The following is a 17,077-nucleotide window of genomic DNA, read 5'->3' as shown; positions in this document are numbered from 1 at the left end:
TATTTCCGAAATGCTTCAAAATTTTATTTTACCGGTTCGGCCGTTTCAGGCGATGCTGCCGTCTCCTCCTCCGGAACTGCGGTCTCTTTTCTCCGATAACTCAGTCCTTCTTTTCACTTTCACGCGGATTTGGATTTACATTTGCCTCGTTTTCTGCAGCCTGCGCATGGATCCAGAATTTCAGAAAGCACCCGCTCGTCAATCGTTTCTATTGTTTCTTTTTCTTTATACAAAATGTTATAAGCCTCATACTTTCTGTAATTCCGGATTTCCCTTTCGCACCGTGCTTTCATGTCTTTATTTTTTCTTTGCAAATAGTCCATTTCCTCATCTTTTCCGAGGCTTTCACACAGCGCTGCAAAGCCCGCTATGAAAATATCCGCGCCGTTTTCTATGAGTATGCTGGCATCCATTCTGCTGTTCAGAAATGCCTCCGCACCTCTTTCACAGATACGGTAAGCCTTGTTCATATCTTGCTTTGTTTCTTTTTTCGTATAGTGCTCAGCGTAGCGCTGCCAGCCAAAAAAATTCACCGGATAATCTGCAAGCGCGTTTTCCATCAGCGCATTGGCTTCATTTTCTTTACCCTGCAGAAAAAAAAGATCGGCCAGGTTAACCTGAAAAGCGTTCCGGATATTGCCCGTATCAAAATCATTCATCATAATTTTGCAGAAATCTTCCCGCTCCTTCTCCCGATTGCGTTTGGACCAAAAGAAAGTCGACACCAGATCATCAAACCAACCGCTGATTTCCATCGCTTTCCAATAATCCCTGATGCACGCATATAAATAGGTGCTCTTCATTGCCTTACTCTCATTTGCAATTTTCAGGAAAACCGGATACCAGATATCAATCGCTCTGTTTGCATCGCTCTCATACAATTCATCCCCCTGAGCAATTTCTTCCAATAGCATGTCTGTTTCAATTTCTGTAAACATATTAAATCCCCTTACTTTTGTAATGGTTTAATCTTAGCACAGCGATAAATAAAAGTAAATTACTTTTTGTAAAAAATTATTTTTCTTAAAAATAATTATGTTTTGTTTTTAACAATCTTTCTTCTCTGGGGCTTATTCACTTCCAGATCAACCATACGACCCCATCAAACATAATTTTCAACCAATAAAAAAGCAGCCGCGGCGGGCTGCTTTTTTACATTTCCGACGACCTTTCGGAAATCTCTTTACAATATTTCTCTACTAATCTCTGGGCTGTTGTCGGACTTACCTCAAGGGCCTGCGCGAGCTTTCTAATGGTTGGATACTGCTCATACGCTTTTTGTACAAGCTCCTTTTTAAAGGCATCCACTCTTTTGTTGAAGCCCATACCTGTTTTTTGGTAGTCTGGAAGCCTCTTTGTCTCCTCCAAAAGGTAATCCGGAAGATTCTTCATGGCAATCTCATTTCCCCGGCCTGTCACCACCAGGCGTTCGATCAGGTTTTTAAGCTGTCGGATATTACCCGGCCATGGGTATTCCTGAAAAAAGTTTATGATCTCTTTTGAAAATCTTTTCGACTTATTATAGCTCAGATTAAAATGCTTCAGAAAAAAGTTCGCCAGGGGGAGTATATCCTTCACTCTTTCTCTTAACGGGGGAATAATGGCCTTAAAGGTACAGATTCTCCAATAAAGGTCTTCCCGAAATTCCCCCTTGTCCACCAACTGGTCAATATCCTTATTGGTAGCTGTTATGATGCGCGTATTCACATATTTCATTTTTGTGCTGCCCACAGGCAGATAACGTTTGTTTTCAATGACATCTAAAAGCTTTGCCTGTATTGACAGCGGCATGTCCCCAATTTCATCTAAAAATAAAGTTCCCTCATTGGCCATTTCGATTAATCCCACTTTTCCGTCTTTACTGGCGCCGGTAAAAGCGCCCCCGGCATAGCCAAACAGCTCTGACTCCAGAAGCGCTTCTGGAATTGCGGCACAGTTCAGAGCCATAAAAAGGCCTTCCTTATGGCTGTTCTCATGAATATATTTTGCCATATAGGTCTTGCCAGTCCCTGACTCTCCCAGAAGCATGATCGGGATGGACGATTCCGATACTTCTTTTAGTTCACTGACAATTTTCCAATACTGATATGAAACGCTGATCAGCGGAAGCTCTTCCGACTTGAAATGGCTCTTAGAGGACCGGCTTTTTTTATTATAATCAACATCCCATTCCTTTACCGGTTCCTCCTGCACGGTTCCAATAATCATCTCAATACAATGGTCTTCGTTGAGGACAGGAACACCAATCGTATAAAAAACAGAATCTGAAGGGATGAAATATTGCCGCAGGAACGCAGTATCCTTTTTTGAATGGAAAATATCGAGTCCCGGAGGCGTCCAGTAGCCCTGATACACATCCGCGTTATTGCGGTTGATCATTTCTTCTGGCTTTAAGCCATAATGCCTTATGCAGGCAGGATTTACATACAAGATTTTTCCATCAGCATCGTAAACAATGTGCTCATTATAGCTGTTTTCAAGCACTGCTACAAAAAAGCTTTTGGGTAATGAATCCAGGTAAGCCAGATATTCTTTGCTCGGTTTGTATTTTTTATACATTTTCCATGCACCTCTGCGTTCATTATAGGAACATATTGTACCATATACGGTGCAAAATTACAAAGAAACCTACCGTTTAATCTGCTCAACTTATCATCAAAACGCTATTTTTCCTGGTTTTTAAAATTTTTAGTGTTATATCAATCAAAAACAAGCTTGGCACACAACTTGCGTTATTATTACAAACATAACCGGTTAAATATTTTTATTTAGGAGGAGTGAAAATGGATTTTAAAAAGAAAAGGTGGATCATCATTCTGTTAGTGACCATCAGCTATGGGGCTGTCTGGCAGTTCCCTTATATGCTGGAAACCTACTACATCCCTGTACAGCAGGCCTTTGGCTTTACAAATGAACAGATTGGCTCAATGATGACTGTTTTTGGGATTGTTTCCGTTATTTTATACTTTCCAGGCGGATATCTCTCCGACAAATTTAGTGTTAAGACCCTGATAACCGTCTCTTATTTAGGAACAGCCGCACTTGGATTCTGCATGCTGCTGATTCCTCCGCTTCCAATTATGCTTGTCATTCAGTTTGGCTTTGCCGTCACCACCATCTTTACTTTTTGGGGAGCCATCATCAAATTTATTCGCATTATGGGGAATGACAGTGAGCAGGGAAAGCTCTATGGATTGTTTTTTGCCTTTTCCGGCATCTTTGGCGCACTGGAGGGCTTTGCGGCAACCGCTTTGTACAGCGGTTTAGGTGAAAATATAACCGCTTTTAAAGCTTTGATCCTCTTTTTTGCTCTGGTCGTCGCTGTTCCAACGATCATCTTCTTCGTGATTTTCAAGGAAAAGGAAGCGCTGCCGGATACAGGCTCTGAAGAAAGCAAAGTCAATCTCCGTGATCTTGGAAAAGTATTGAAAATGCCCATTGTCTGGATTATGGCCATTGTTGTTTTGTGTGCCTACATTCCAAAATCTTCCCAAAGTTATTTTCAGCCCTACATGAGCGAATACTTTGCTGTTCCTGTCGCCTGGATTTCAGTCATTGCCATCTTCCGGCAGCAGGTTGTGCGCTTAGTGGCCAATCCGCTGGCCGGCTGGCTTCGCGACAAAATCGGCGCGTCGTCGATCGTCATGCGGATCGCCTTTGTCATCGGAATCTTAGCCTTTGCAATGGTTCTTTTCACACCGCTGAATCCAGCGCTTGCCTGGGTAATTGTTACCTCCTTATGCCTGGTGTCTGCCCTCTATAATATTTCTGTCACCTGCAGCTTTATTCCAATTTCGGAAGCGGGTATTTCCGCTAAATATACGGGCACCATCTCCGGTTTTGTCTCCTGTGTGGGCTATTCCAGCGATATCTGGTTCTATAAAGTCGGCGGCGGGATAATTGACGCCAATGGTTTTTCCGGTTATCAGCAGATCTTTATCCTGTGCCTGGTTTCCTGTGTTGTCGGAATCGCTGCAACCTTTATTCTGAAAAAATCAGTTTTAAAAACAAAAACAAGCAATAACCAATAGTTTTACTTTATGGAGGAAAAAATGCAAATCGCAAAATATCAACCGGTATTATCAAAAGCAGAAATGGAATTAATCCATGAAAAATCTCTTTACCTGCTGGAAAACAACGGCGAGATCATCGAGAGTGATGAAATTCTGGAAATATGTAAAAAAGCGGGGTTCCGCGTTGAAGGACAGCGTGTTTACTATCCTCGTGAAAAGGTTGAAGCCGCTTTAAAGCAGGCTCCCAAAGACTTTAAGCTTCGCGGACGGGATGGACGTAAGGCTTTCAGTATCCGGGAGGAGGGAACAAAGCTCGCTCCGGCTCTTGGGCCTATGAATGTCCTGGAGGACGGCCATTACCGGCCAACGACCATGAAGGACATGGTGGATTTCACAGTACTGCATGAAACCAGCAGCTTAATGCGAACAGTAGGGGCAAATATGCTGAGACCCCGTGATCTGTCGCTGTCACCCCTCGACAACGCGATGACCCGACTGGCAATCACCCTTGCTTATTCTACCAAACCGCTTCAAACTTTTTGTGAAGGCGGCGAAATTTCTGACAAAAGCTTTGAAATGATCAAGCAATTTTACGGCGGCGCCAGTGACGAGGATGTCTACGCCATGATCTGTATCAGCACTGCGTCACCTTTTCGTTTGACCCAGGATACCTGCGAAACCTTGCTGTCGTTTTGCAGATGCAACCAGCTTCTATGGGCTCAGGGCTCAGGAATGCCTGGTTTAACAACACCGCCTACCCTCGCAGGAACCTTACTCCAGGGCAACGCCGAAAAGCTGGGAATCATCACCCTTTCTCAGACCATCAACCCTGGAAATCCAGTTATGTACAGCCTGATTTCCATGCTTTCCGACCTGCGCTACACCTCCTGCGTTGTGGCCACGCCCGAATCTCCCTACCGCATGATGGCCGAAAAGGATATGGCCGACTTCTATGGTCTGCCAAGTCTTGGTACCACCGGCCTGGCAGACGCCAAAGAGCTCGATTACCAGTGCGGTGCAGAAGCCTTTATGATGTTTTATTTTGCCTACCATTCAAGTCCGGATCTGGTCGCCCAGTCTCTGGGAGTATTAGATTCCTACAATACCATCAGCTACGAAAAATTCATTATGGACGAAGAAAACGTTCAGTCTATTCTAAAATTACTGTTGCCTGTCGCCATTGATGAAAAACGCATGAAAATCGATAAAATTTTAAAAGCAGGCCCCGCTGGAAATTACCTGGCAAGAACGGACAGAGCCTACCGGGAAGATTTCTACCGCTCATCTTTATACTTTAAAGAAAGCTCAGCGGAGTGGATGGCACAGGGACGCCCCAGCCTTGAAGCCGAAGCCCGGAAAAAATACCTTGAGCGCATCGCTGAATATCAGCCTGGCGATTTTGACCAGATACAGCAAAAGATCATTGATCAGTACATTCCCAAGGATCTCCAGCTTAAAAATAAATAGCCTGTAAAAAGCAGCCTGTCGCCCAACTCATAAAAATGACAGGCTGCGTGGTTTTTGTCAGAAAGCTTCTTATGTTTTGTTTTTTGACAATCTTTCTTTTTATTATCGCCTTTTGTGCCATTGTCAGCCGCTTTTCTTTATGATATGCTTTTCATATGGAGGTTTGATATGAGCTATGACACTAAAAAAATGAAAAAACGGATGCTGGCTACACGGCTTATCCTGGCTTTGATTCTCATCGCATTTTTTATCTGTTTTGTCTATCAAATTGCTTTAGAGGATAAGGGCGACGCGCCACAGCAGGCCTCCGCCGAGGCTGAGGACACCTTTATGTCCTGGATGAACAACAGCCTGTACCGCAGTAATAATTATTCTATCCGTCTTTATCTGCCCGACGGCTGTCCTGAGAACACCCTGGATTTTTCCTCTTTAGAAGGCCTGCCCTTTTGGAGCTGGGTGAATGCTGCGGCAAAAGGCAACGGTGGCCCGCTGGACATCGCTGTGGACCGGGTGAACAAAACAGCCGCTTTCAGCAGCGGCGGGGAATACCAGTTTCTGACCATCAAGGACGGCCAGGTCTTGTTTAGTCTTTCTCAGGAAGATGGCAGCTGCAGTACGCTGCAGACCAGCGACCCGGAAACATTGCGCGCCGTTAACGGCATCCTGTTTTTAGACGATCCAGCGTTTTTCAAAGCCTACGGAAGAACAATCCTGAGACCAGAGCCCAGCCCTGTCAACGCTTCAAAACCCGTCACCCTTGAACGCACAGTAAAAAGCGAGGGCTTCTGTCAGCCTTTTCTGCACAACAGCGGCAGAATCCTGGAGGAGCGTGACAGCTTAAAAGCAAACTGGTCCTACGGCGATTATCCGGAAAAAACGCTGACGATTTCCGGAAATTTTTCTTATTATCTGGATACGGTCAACGCGCTTTTAAATAACCTGCCCTTTGAGGATGACAATCATTTCAGATGGCCTGGCAGCATTTCCTCTGATCCTCCGCAATGTCCGCTACAGATTGTTTACAGCCAGATCAACCATACGGGCCCCATCGAACATGATTTTTAACCAATAAAAAAAGCTTCGCCGGACAGCGAAGCTTTTTTATTTTAATCCTCTTTGAAATAGACGAATTGGTTTTTCCCATGAGCCTTTGCGTAGTACAGTGCCTGATCGGCCTTGCCCAGCAGCTCTTTATAGGTTGTTCCGTTTTCCGGGAACAGGGCAATGCCGATACTTCCGGAAATGCAGTACTTTTTCTGGACTCCAACACGGCAGCTCTCAAAAATCCGGATGATCTCCTGCGCCTTTCTGGTCACCGCCTCTGTATCCTGAATATTCTTCATAAGCACGACAAATTCGTCGCCGCCGATTCTTCCAACGATGTCGCTTTCTCTGAAAATACCGGAGATTTTCCTGGTAACCTCCCTCAGGACGCGGTCACCGGAGATATGCCCAAAGGTATCGTTGACCTGTTTAAAATCATCCACGTCAATCATCAGCAGCCCGGCCTTTTGGGTACCGGCGTTTTCTTTCATCCACAGCTGAATACGGCTTTCCGCCGCGCCCCTATTAAAGGTCTGGGTCAGAAAATCTTTTTCCGCGGCTTCCATGATCTTTTCCTTTTCCCGCATTTCCTCGTCAATATCCATCAGGATACCGATGCCCTTGCTGGGCGCTCCGTTTTCATCAACAATCAGGCTGACCCGGGAACGGCACCACAGCGGGTAGTGGCAGCTGTCATACACGCGGAACTCACCCTCGGAATAGGGTGCGCCATCAGCGATTTTCATGTAGGTCTGCATGAACACTGTCTCATCGCTTTCGGGCACCCCTTTGGCTTCAATAATCGCCTCCGGAAAATGCTCACTGGGGGACTCAAAGCCAAATTTTTGCCTGAACATGTCCGAATGATAAATATGCCCTGTTTTTATATCCCACTCAAAAATAATATCCTTTGACTGGGCCATCACAATTTCATAGCGCTGTTCATTGGTTTTAAGCTCCTGATGTGTTTTACGGAGCTCTTCATTTTTCCGTCTCTGGATTCCGAGGACATACAGACTGAGCACTGTGAATACTCCGAAGAGAACGCAGCAGAAAACCGCCGCCTGCATGACCAGCCCTGTCGCCCGGCTCTCGACCACCTCGTTGGGCACGACCGAGAGCAGATACCAGTCGTTAATACCCACCGGCAGATAGCGCATAATGCGTCTTGTGCCATTCCACACATAGGATACACTGCCGCTTCTACCCTCCAGCATATTAACCTGCATGGTCTGGAGGGCAAAAGGGTCCTCAAAATAAGAGTCTTCAAAATCAGTATTCAGATTTTTCAGTGTTTTATCGGCATTTTCATTATTGGAAGTGACAAAAACATCGCCATTGCGCCGGGCCATATAAGAGTATCCCTTTCCTTCAAAGGTATTGACGTCCAGAAGCTCGATAAGATCCGTCAAATAGTACCGGCCCATAACTACGCCAATGATGGTGCCTTCCCGGTAAACCGGAACAGCCATCACAATGGACTCCTCCGAGTTATCCTTTGGCACTGTCGGGTTTGAAATGACAGGCACCCCCACCATCGCATACCGGAAATGCTCCTGATCCGAGACGTCAAAGCTGTAAACCGCATTGTCCTTAATCTCATAGGCCACTCCATCTGCCGCGACCACTGCCACATCTCTGAAATCAAGGGTTTCATCAATCTGCCGCAGCGCCTCCATAATCTGGTCATCGCTCAGCGCCAGGTCTGTTGCGCCAATGACCCCAGCTGCGGCCTTCAGATTTTCGATGTCATCATCAAATTTTTGCCTGATCAACGCAGCACTCTGGATTCCAACCTCCTCCAGGTACTGGCCCGTTTCCTCTGAGACTTTCCCCTCAACGGATTTAACATATACAAAAGAAACCCCAATCACAACCAAAATCGCCGCAATGACAATGATGCCATTGCGCAGCCGGCCGGAGCGTTTGCGCTTATCTCTCATCCCTACGCCTCGTTTTCCCAATCTTATTATCTGATAACCTCAGTATATCGGAAGTCCTATTATAAGTCAATGACTGTGGACAGCTTACCAGTTTGCTCTAGCTTAACAACATATTTTTTAACTGCCGGATAACAGACTCTTTTTCTCTTTCAACGGATGGTATTGAATACCAATACTTTTCTGCATAAACATAAAAGGCAGTGCAGATGGATGGTTCATCCATAATAATAGAGGAGTCATCATCTATTTCCTGATTGATAATAACCGGACCGTTTTCATTTAGCCATAAATTTAAACCGTCAAGAAGATTTTCCTGACCACTTCGATAAAAAGCAACATTAAAATTGGGAAAAGTGACCAGCAGCCATATTAAGTACTCAATTTGTCTGTAGACGTCCTGCTTATCCACCATGATTTCTTTTCCTGTAAATAATGTAAGCTCATGAAATTTGACCTTTTCGCTGTGCAGTCCCTGTATCAGGGCTTCCTTATTCACCAACAGACAGTATTTGAAATTGACAATATCATCGGAAAATTTTTTATGATGTATTTTATAAATTTCATATAGTGCTTTCTGTTCCTCTTTCTCGATATTGTTTTTGATTAAAATACGTTGGAAACTCTGGCTGGTTGTAATGAGCGAAAAGGGCATTTTTGTCTTGACATAGGTATTTCCCAATTTATAGGGAAGTTTTTTAATCAACTCCCGTATCTCCTGATGATGAATCACTTCATGGGATTTTTTACAAAGCGTATAGGCAGACTTAATCAGCTCTTCATAGTGCCTGACTGTCGGATAGTCTGTGTACATATGCGTAATATCCTTTTGGGTAATTTCATCCGCAGCAATTTTCACTAAAGCCATCTTGTTTTTTAAGACAACAATATTATGTTTATACAGAAGCGGTGAGTACACAGGATAATACAGATACTGAACATTGCCGGTAAGCAGCATGGGCAGGCGATAGAGCAGTGTGTTAATCAAATAATCAATGCTGTGGTTCAGCGAAATTAAAAATACAATTCGATGCCCTTTTTCCGCGATATTCAAGTACTGCTTTTTCCATTCCTTAAAAAACTCCGTATCCTCCGACTGCCAGCTATAATGCTCCGTCCAGTCCAACACAAAAATATCCTGTGGTGTTTTCTCCAGTAAAACAGACTGAATAAACTCCTGGGCCGCCTTTCTTCGTCCTGTTTTTCCTTGAAAAATTTTAACCTTTGTTGTATAGACGGTCTTGTCCGTAAAGCTACTGTTTGCATCGTTTTCTTCTACAAGCCAACGTTTAAGGAGTACCTTCAACGCGCTCGTTTCTGTCTCTTTTGATGCCTGCCCCGACTCTATAAGCACCCCTTTAACAGATGCATAATTCGACCTTTTATCCAGCATGATAAAAAAGTCCACAATCTCGTCACATATTTCAGAATTTGTGTTAATCTTTCGTTTTCCTGTTTTCAGCTTGCTGATTAACGAGGTATCTACATGAAGATAATTAGCCAGATCCATTCCTTTCACATGAAACAGATCCATTAAATAACCCAATCGTGATAATTCCTGATAACTTTCCATTCTTCCCCCTTTGTTCGTATGCGCTGTACATTTGTCCATAAACTGTCAATTTTAGAAAATTGACAATTCCATACTGTACATTGACGGCTCTCATGCTTCTTTGTAAAATCAAATTAAAGTACGAATATCTGGTATTTAGCGACATGCCATTTTAAGGAGAGGTACATGAATACTCTATTCACTCTAAAAAAATATTTCACAGCGGTTAATAAAGAAAAATGGTCCTGGTTTGTGACACTTCTGGTACCAGCCGTTATAATGCTGATACCTGAAAATGAGGTATTTACCCATGAAATAAAAGTTTTTTCGGCCATCACCTTAACGGCTATTTTTATATTTGCGTTTGGGTACATTCCGCAGCTTATCGCCGGACTCATTCTGCCCATATTTTATAATATCACAAATCTCGCCCCCACAGAGGTGGTATTTTCTCCCTGGACAAGCACAGTTCCGTGGATGTTTATGGGCGGCATGATTCTTTCTAACATTCTCATGCGGACTGGCCTTCTTAAAAGAATCGCTTATATGCTTATTGCGCACGCAGGAAATACTTATTATAAACTCCTGCTCTCTATCACTCTCTCTGGATTTATCATGAATTTTCTGGCACCAGGGGAGAGCTATATCCCAATGGCCATGCTCACCTATGGTATCTGCGCAGCGCTGGAACTCGGAAAATCATCTACCTCTGCCGGAATCATGCTGACAGGATTTTTCTCGTCCTATATGCCAAAGTATTTTATCTACAGCAGCGAAATCAATAACCTGCAGACATTAGGCTCAACAGTGACTCAGACACATCTGACCTTCTTTCAGTACTTTTATCACAACATCCCTAGTATCCTTTGGATTTTTATTCTTGTCTTTGTTACCGCCCGGCTCACAAAGCCGGAACACAAGCTGAACGCGGTGCATCACGCCCAAAATGAACTTGCGCAGATGGGGCCGATGACAAAAACAGAGAAAAAGACAGCGCTTGTCAGTGCCCTGGTCTTTTTGTATTTCCTGACCTCAAGCCTTCATCACCTGCCTCTTGCCTGGGGATTCCCCTTAGTCGCGCTGATTTTCTTCCTTCCTGGCATAAAACTTGGCAGACCAGAGGATCTTACTTCTGTCAATTTTGGCATGATTGTTTTCATTGCCTCCTGCCTGTCCATTGGTTACGTGGCTAACTATATTGGATTCGGCAGCCTTATTGCCGGACTGATCCTCCCTCATCTCAGCGCTTCAAACGTTACACTTACCCTCATGGTTATCTGGGTAATCTGCGTCGTTACCAACTTCGCACTGACCCCTCTGGCAATCTGGGCCACCTATACGGTTCCCTTTGTGCAGGCCGCGCAATCGCTCGGCATTAACGCTCTGGTAATCTATTACCAGATGTATCAGGCCTCCTGCCAGGTCCTTTTTCCCTATGAATGGGCGCTTCCTCTTTTCTATTTTTCTTTTGGCTTAATTAAGACAAAGGACTATACCAAAATTTTTGGAACGGTTATGATTCTTAACTTTTTTTACATGCTTTTGGTTTATATTCCATACTGGCGGCTAATCGGTTTGATTTAGGCCTTTTGAATACGCTGTCAATTAAGTGTCAACCGCTGTAAATTGACAAGTCTTCTTATTTCGTTGATTCGTAATTACAAGATAATATATAATTCAGTCAAGCCATTGCAATGGAGAAAAGTTTGAACTTCAAAAATCATTTGAATATGTGAGGATAACAAAATGAGCGATCAAAAAATGACCAGCGCCCTGGAGAAAAAGGCAGAAAGAACAAAATTATTCGAAGATGTGTACAGTGGTATTATTCCTAAACGTGTACCGATTAAAGCTTCAATGACACTCGAAGCCGCACTGGAATATTCAGAAATTCCTGTCGGTAAAACACTCTGGGATCTCGACCCTGAAAATATAACCACAGCCATGGACCGCGTCTGCGCATTCATCCCATCCGATACTCCGGCCGTCGGCGGCATTTTAAAAAATCCGGCTGTCTTTAAGATCCTTGGCTCAAAAGGCTACTCAATGGGACAAACTGGTTATATGCAGCATATTGATCTTGAGACACTAAAGGCAGACGAATATGATGCCTTCATAAAGGATCCCTACACTTTTATTGTTACAAAGTCCTTACCCCGTATCTTTGAAAACCTGGACACCGATTCTCCGAGGGCTGGTATGGTTTTAGCCGAAGCAATGAAAGCCTTTTATGACCATCAGGCAAAATTCAATGCGATTAAGGCTCCTGTTTTCAAAAAATATGGTTACTTTACACCCCCGGCAGGCGCAAACACATTATGTCAGGCATCATTTGACCTTATCGGTGATTTTTTGAGAGGCGTTAAAGGTATTTACATGGATGTCCGCCAGCGTCCGGAAAAAATTATTGAAGCCTGTGAAGCGATGCTGCCCATGCAGGTAAAAAGAGGCCTTCCCGCTAAAACTCATAAGCTTGGAGAAGTTTTTATGCCGCTTCATCTCGGAACATACTTAAGAAAAAAAGACTTTGAAAAAATATACTGGCCCTCCTTCTCTAAATTTATCCATATTATGGCAGAAAACGGGCAGACAGCGTCACTTTTTTGTGAGCATGACTGGATGCGTTATCTTGACCTGCTCCAGGATCTTCCGGAAAATACCAGGATTCAGTTTGAATACGGTGATCCTAAAATCATTAAGGAAAAGCTTGGCAATAAACATATTCTATCTGGATTATATCCCATCACCCTGACAAAGACCGGCACAAAACAGGAATGCATTGATAAGGCAAAGGAAATGATTGATATTATGGCTCCGGGCGGACGCTTCATCTTTAACTTTGATAAAAGCGCCATGTCGCTTGATACGATCAATATCGAGAACTACGCTGCTGTTATCCAGTATGTTGCTGAAAATACTAATTATCAAAACGCAGGAGAAACAGCCAAAGGCTCTGACAATAATCCATACGAAAAACCAAGTACCACTGTCAGCTCATTTGAGTCGCCTTTCTACATAAATTGGAAAGATGTCCCTAAAAATGAAATTGAAACGTCGCTTGAATCCACCGTTGATCCTCTTCTTCAGTCCTATGAAGACATGCTTTACAAAATGATTTTTACAATCATTTAACTTAAAGGAGGCACCCCATGCCAGATGCTATTCGTAAAACAAATCCCAAAACATTGATCATGTGGATCTGTGTGATCGCTGCGCCCATTATCGTCATGCTGATTCCCACACAGGGTGTTTTTACCCCACAGCTGAGAACCTTCTCCGCAATTACACTCACGGCAATTCTTTTGTTCGCTTTTAATATTTTGCCAAATTTTGTTGTGGCAGTCGCCCTGCCTGTTTCTTACATGCTCCTGAATGTCGCTGAACCAAACATTGCTTTTGCCGCTTGGTTCAGCAATATTCCCTGGATGTTTATGGGTGGGTTTTTACTCGCCAATGTTCTGGAGAGAATCGGACTGCTAAACAGAGTTGCTTTTTGGAGCATTATTAAAACGGGCGGTACCTACAGCGGTATTCTCTGGGGGCTTGCCATCGCGGGGATTATACTAAATCTCATCGCACCCGGCAAGGCATATGTCCCAATGGCCGCTTTATCTTTTGGTATCTGCAAGGCTTTAAATTTTGAAAAATCAAGAGAGAGTGCTGGCATTATGATGGGTGGTTTTTTTGCCTCATGGTTTCCTACTTTCTTTCTGTACAATCCGACCTTTGCAATCATGCCTTCTTTAGGCAAAGAGGTCGCTCCGGTTCAGATAACATGGCTTCAATATTTTATCAATAATATTCCATTTGTTCTCTGGCTCGCAGTTTGTATTTTTATGGTTATTAAGCTTTGCAAACCAAAAAAACAGATTGATATTAAGGATTATGCCATTCAGGAGTACTCAAAACTTGGAAAAGTATCCCTTGAAGAAAAAAAGTCCATCATTGTGGTCTCTCTATTGTTTATTTTCATGTTTACCAGCGACATCCATGGTATTGATGTCGGTTGGGGCTTTGCCCTAATTCCGTTGCTTTTCTTTATTCCGGGAATCAATGTAGGCAAGCCTGTCGATATCAGTAAAATCAATTTTACCATGGCCATTTTCACCACCGCGTGTCTGTCCATTGGTCATGTTGCAAACTCTCTGGGAATAGGCCAGATCATCGCTAACGCGGTGCTGCCGCTGCTTCAGGGGAAAAGTGTATTCTTTGTTATCGGAGCAGTCTGGCTGGTCTGTGTCGTCGCTAAAATTTTCCTGACACCACTTGCGACTTACGCGACCTTAACCGTTCCTCTCACTCAAATTGCCCTCAGCCTTGGCATCAGTCCGCTTGTCATCTACTACACCATGAACCTGTCAACCACAGAAATCCTGTTCCCGTATCAATGGGCACTCGTCCTTATTTTTATGGGGTATAACTTAACCAGCGGCAAAGATTTTACCAGAATATGGGGGACCAAGATGGTTTTAAGCTTTGTCTTTGTCCTTGCCATCGCTGTTCCATATTGGATGCTTATCGGACTTATATAACATCATCGAAAAAAGACTGGAATCCCCCTCCAGTCTTTCAGTCTGTCATAACCCTTGAGAGACGAAGCCTTTTACCTAAGGAAGAAAAAGCATCCTGCGGGCACCGCCCTTACACGGATAGCTTTTTCACCAAAGTAGATTCTTGATCTCGCCAGTGTCCGGCTGTTCCTATAGCGCGGCACGATTCCTGGCCATTTACCACAGCGCCTGGACCTTTTTGCTTATCTGGATAAAAGGCGCAGTCTCGGGCTGTGCCTTTTCTTCGACACGCTAAAAGGCTGGCCTCCAGTCTTTTTTAATCATACCTCCCAGTACAGCGCAAACTGGGTTGTCCGGACTTCTTCCTCCACAATACCATTTACCGCGTGCTCGATCAGGTATTTTTCAATACTGGCTTCTTCTTCGGCAGTCAGTGTTCTTTTACTTTTCAGGTCGTTTTTGAAAATATCGACAGCCCGTTCCAGCTCAAAGCTGCGCACCCAGTTATTCTCCCGGTATTCCACAGCCGGAAAAAGCCCCTTCTCCCAGAGCAGGTTAAAGGCGTACTGAAGCTGAGGATAGCGGGGCTCTGGCTTTTTACCGAATATTTTCTTTTTAAGCCGGTCTGCCACCGAGCCGGTTCTCAAAACCGGATGGATGTACAGGCACCAGCCACAGCTGGCTTCAGTCAGTTTTTCAAAGGTTTCTGCCGACTGGATAGCCGGGGTCATGTTGGCCAGCACAAAGTCAAACTTGCCCTTCCAGCCCTTTTCTGCCAGCTCCAGGGTGTGCCAGTTATCGCAGGAAAAGAAAGCATTGTCTGTCCCGGCCTCTCTGGCCCGCTGCTCAGCACTCTTAATCATTTCCTCCGAAAAATCGGTTCCGCAGGCCTCGGCACACTGTTTCGCAAAATAGACGGTGTATTTTCCAGCGCCGCAGCCCACATCCAGAAATGCGCCGTCCGCCGGCAGCATACCATGCCGCTTAACAAGAGCGGCCACCCAGTCGTCCTCCTCAACACCTCTCTGCTTTGCGAATTCCTGCGCCCGGGCATTCCACATGTTCATGGACGCTTCTGTATCGCATTCCGGCATTTTCCAGTCGCCAATAATGATTTCTTTATTCATTTTGCCCTCCTGCTATAATCGTTTTCTTTAATTCTATTAAAGCACAACAGAAGGTATGTGTAAAGCGCTAATATGCAAAAGACCCCGGGGCGTTATTCCGGGGTCCTTTTATGTGAGATTGGTTATGTTGTATTTTTGCTTACACGTTTTCTACCTGCGCTGTCTGTTCCAGCTTTTTGGTCTTAACACCGCGCCGTTTCAGCAAAATGGCGGAGAAAACACCGAGAACAGCCCAGACAACCATCCAGATCAGCATCATGTTAAAGCCCAGCTCTACATTGCCGCCCGCTTCTCCATAGGCCAGAAAACGGCTGATGATCGGCGCGACAAAGATGTCTGGCGTCAGCGCGATAAAGGAGATAATTCCAGTGGCGATGCCGGTCATGGCTAACGGCACGCCCGCTTCACCCAGAATGGACCAGTAAGTAGATTTAAGCACATTGACCAGATAAGCCAGCACAACGGTAATGACCACACAGACCGCCACAATCTTAGAGGTAAACAATATCGCCAGCACACAGATGCCTGTGGCCAGGAAGGTCCAGAACATTCCCTTACCTTTATAGCTGAACTTGTCCATGATGATCCCGCCGGAAATGCCGGCCACAAATACAATGATATAGCTTCTGATAATGGACAGGGTACTTGAGAGCTCTGGTGAAATGTTCAGCACACGGGTGCAGTAGGTGCCCATGTAACCATTGGCGGTATTCCAGAGGGTATACCCGCACATGATCACAAAAATACACAGCCAGGTGGAGGACATGCCAAAAGCTTTCCACATGCTTTCCTTTTTTTCTGCCTTGGCGTTCTGTTCTTTTTTACCTTTATCAAAATCCGGTACCAGAACGATCACCAAAACAGTCAGCAGGGCAAAGGCCGCAGCGTTGATTAAAAGCACCGCTCTAAAACCAGCTGCCTGAGTGGCAAAAAGGCCCATAGCCCACAGACAGAGGAAAGCAACCGCTGTCTGCCCGATACCGCGCAGCCCTTCACTGATACCAAACAGACGTCCCTGTTCATTTTCGCTGCCCAGGTTGCGGATAGCCTTAAGGTAAGGTGACCAGAAAGTGCCGACACTGAAAATTCCATAAAGCGCATGGATGATAATGAGCGCCGTGTAGCCCGGAAAGCTCGAATACCACAGTGTTACCAGGCACATGGCCCCACAGGACAGAATCAACAATTTCTTCGTATTGAACTTTTCTGCCAGAATACCACTCGGCACATAGCCGATAACATTGAAGAGCCCGTAAACTCCGGCGATGGTCCCCAGCTGAACATCGTTGATGTTCAGCGCCACGATCATCTGGTCATAAAAGGAAAACCGGATCAGCGGCGTCAGGTAAGCGATCCCAGCGATCATACTCAGAATGACGAGAACAATATTTCTTTTCTTTTTATCTAATTCCATAATTACCCC

12 protein-coding genes are annotated in these 17,077 nt (G+C 44.6%); 6 read left to right on the top strand and 6 right to left on the bottom strand.

The window, feature by feature from the left end; all coding sequences use genetic code 11:
- Positions 1 to 119: 119 nt before the first annotated feature.
- Together B2M23_RS03785 and B2M23_RS03780 are read right to left on the bottom strand one after the other, a co-directional pair.
- A complete protein-coding gene (locus B2M23_RS03785) occupies positions 120 to 938 on the bottom strand; it encodes a hypothetical protein (protein ID WP_038353411.1) in 819 nt (272 codons plus the stop codon).
- A 214-nt stretch (positions 939 to 1,152) separates the two neighbouring features.
- Positions 1,153 to 2,559: a sigma-54 interaction domain-containing protein gene (locus B2M23_RS03780; RefSeq protein ID WP_052237391.1), complete on the bottom strand. Its 1,407-nt coding sequence runs from the start codon at positions 2,557 to 2,559 to the stop codon at positions 1,153 to 1,155.
- 224 nt (positions 2,560 to 2,783) lie between these two features.
- Here B2M23_RS03780 and B2M23_RS03775 point away from each other — a divergent pair, with 224 nt between their 5' ends.
- The 3 genes from B2M23_RS03775 (at position 2,784) to B2M23_RS03765 (ending at position 6,545) form a co-directional block, all read left to right on the top strand.
- A complete protein-coding gene (locus B2M23_RS03775; protein WP_038353410.1) occupies positions 2,784 to 4,031 on the top strand; it encodes an MFS transporter in 1,248 nt (415 codons plus the stop codon).
- A 21-nt stretch (positions 4,032 to 4,052) separates the two neighbouring features.
- Positions 4,053 to 5,480 (top strand): trimethylamine methyltransferase family protein, encoded by a 1,428-nt coding sequence (locus B2M23_RS03770; RefSeq protein WP_038353409.1) that lies wholly within the window; start codon positions 4,053 to 4,055, stop codon positions 5,478 to 5,480.
- 168 nt (positions 5,481 to 5,648) lie between these two features.
- Entirely contained in the window at positions 5,649 to 6,545 is an 897-nt protein-coding gene (locus B2M23_RS03765; protein ID WP_038353408.1) for a hypothetical protein, read from the top strand.
- 41 nt (positions 6,546 to 6,586) lie between these two features.
- Here the strand turns inward: B2M23_RS03765 and B2M23_RS03760 are convergent, their stop codons facing one another.
- Both B2M23_RS03760 and B2M23_RS03755 read right to left on the bottom strand, forming a co-directional pair.
- On the bottom strand, positions 6,587 to 8,467 hold the full coding sequence (locus B2M23_RS03760) for a sensor domain-containing diguanylate cyclase (protein ID WP_038353407.1): 1,881 nt from the start codon (positions 8,465 to 8,467) through the stop codon (positions 6,587 to 6,589).
- Between the two features lie 97 nt (positions 8,468 to 8,564).
- Complete coding sequence (locus tag B2M23_RS03755; protein WP_038353406.1) at positions 8,565 to 10,037, bottom strand: hypothetical protein; 1,473 nt, start codon at positions 10,035 to 10,037, stop codon at positions 8,565 to 8,567.
- A gap of 165 nt (positions 10,038 to 10,202) precedes the next feature.
- Between B2M23_RS03755 and B2M23_RS03750 the strand changes: the two genes are divergently transcribed.
- From B2M23_RS03750 to B2M23_RS03740, 3 genes are all read left to right on the top strand, one after another.
- The gene (locus B2M23_RS03750) at positions 10,203 to 11,600 is read left to right on the top strand and encodes an SLC13 family permease (RefSeq protein ID WP_038353405.1); all 1,398 of its coding nucleotides are present in this window, start codon (positions 10,203 to 10,205) and stop codon (positions 11,598 to 11,600) included.
- 162 nt (positions 11,601 to 11,762) lie between these two features.
- Positions 11,763 to 13,148: a uroporphyrinogen decarboxylase/cobalamine-independent methonine synthase family protein gene (locus tag B2M23_RS03745; protein ID WP_052237390.1), complete on the top strand. Its 1,386-nt coding sequence runs from the start codon at positions 11,763 to 11,765 to the stop codon at positions 13,146 to 13,148.
- Positions 13,149 to 13,165: 17 nt separating this feature from the next.
- On the top strand, positions 13,166 to 14,548 hold the full coding sequence (locus B2M23_RS03740) for an SLC13 family permease (protein WP_038353404.1): 1,383 nt from the start codon (positions 13,166 to 13,168) through the stop codon (positions 14,546 to 14,548).
- 299 nt (positions 14,549 to 14,847) lie between these two features.
- Here B2M23_RS03740 and B2M23_RS03735 read toward each other — a convergent pair whose 3' ends face one another.
- Together B2M23_RS03735 and B2M23_RS03730 are read right to left on the bottom strand one after the other, a co-directional pair.
- Positions 14,848 to 15,654, bottom strand: a complete 807-nt coding sequence (locus B2M23_RS03735) for a class I SAM-dependent methyltransferase (protein WP_038353403.1) — start codon at positions 15,652 to 15,654, stop codon at positions 14,848 to 14,850.
- A 139-nt stretch (positions 15,655 to 15,793) separates the two neighbouring features.
- Positions 15,794 to 17,068 carry an MFS transporter gene (locus B2M23_RS03730; protein ID WP_038353402.1) on the bottom strand — a complete coding sequence of 425 codons (1,275 nt, stop codon included), beginning with the start codon at positions 17,066 to 17,068 and terminating at the stop codon, positions 15,794 to 15,796.
- Between the last annotated feature and the right edge of the window lie 9 nt (positions 17,069 to 17,077).

This window comes from Eubacterium limosum (genome assembly GCF_000807675.2).
GTDB classification, from domain to species: domain Bacteria; phylum Bacillota; class Clostridia; order Eubacteriales; family Eubacteriaceae; genus Eubacterium; species Eubacterium limosum.
The sequence above is the reverse complement of the archived record's forward strand: the minus strand, read 5'-3'. Positions and strand labels throughout refer to the sequence as shown.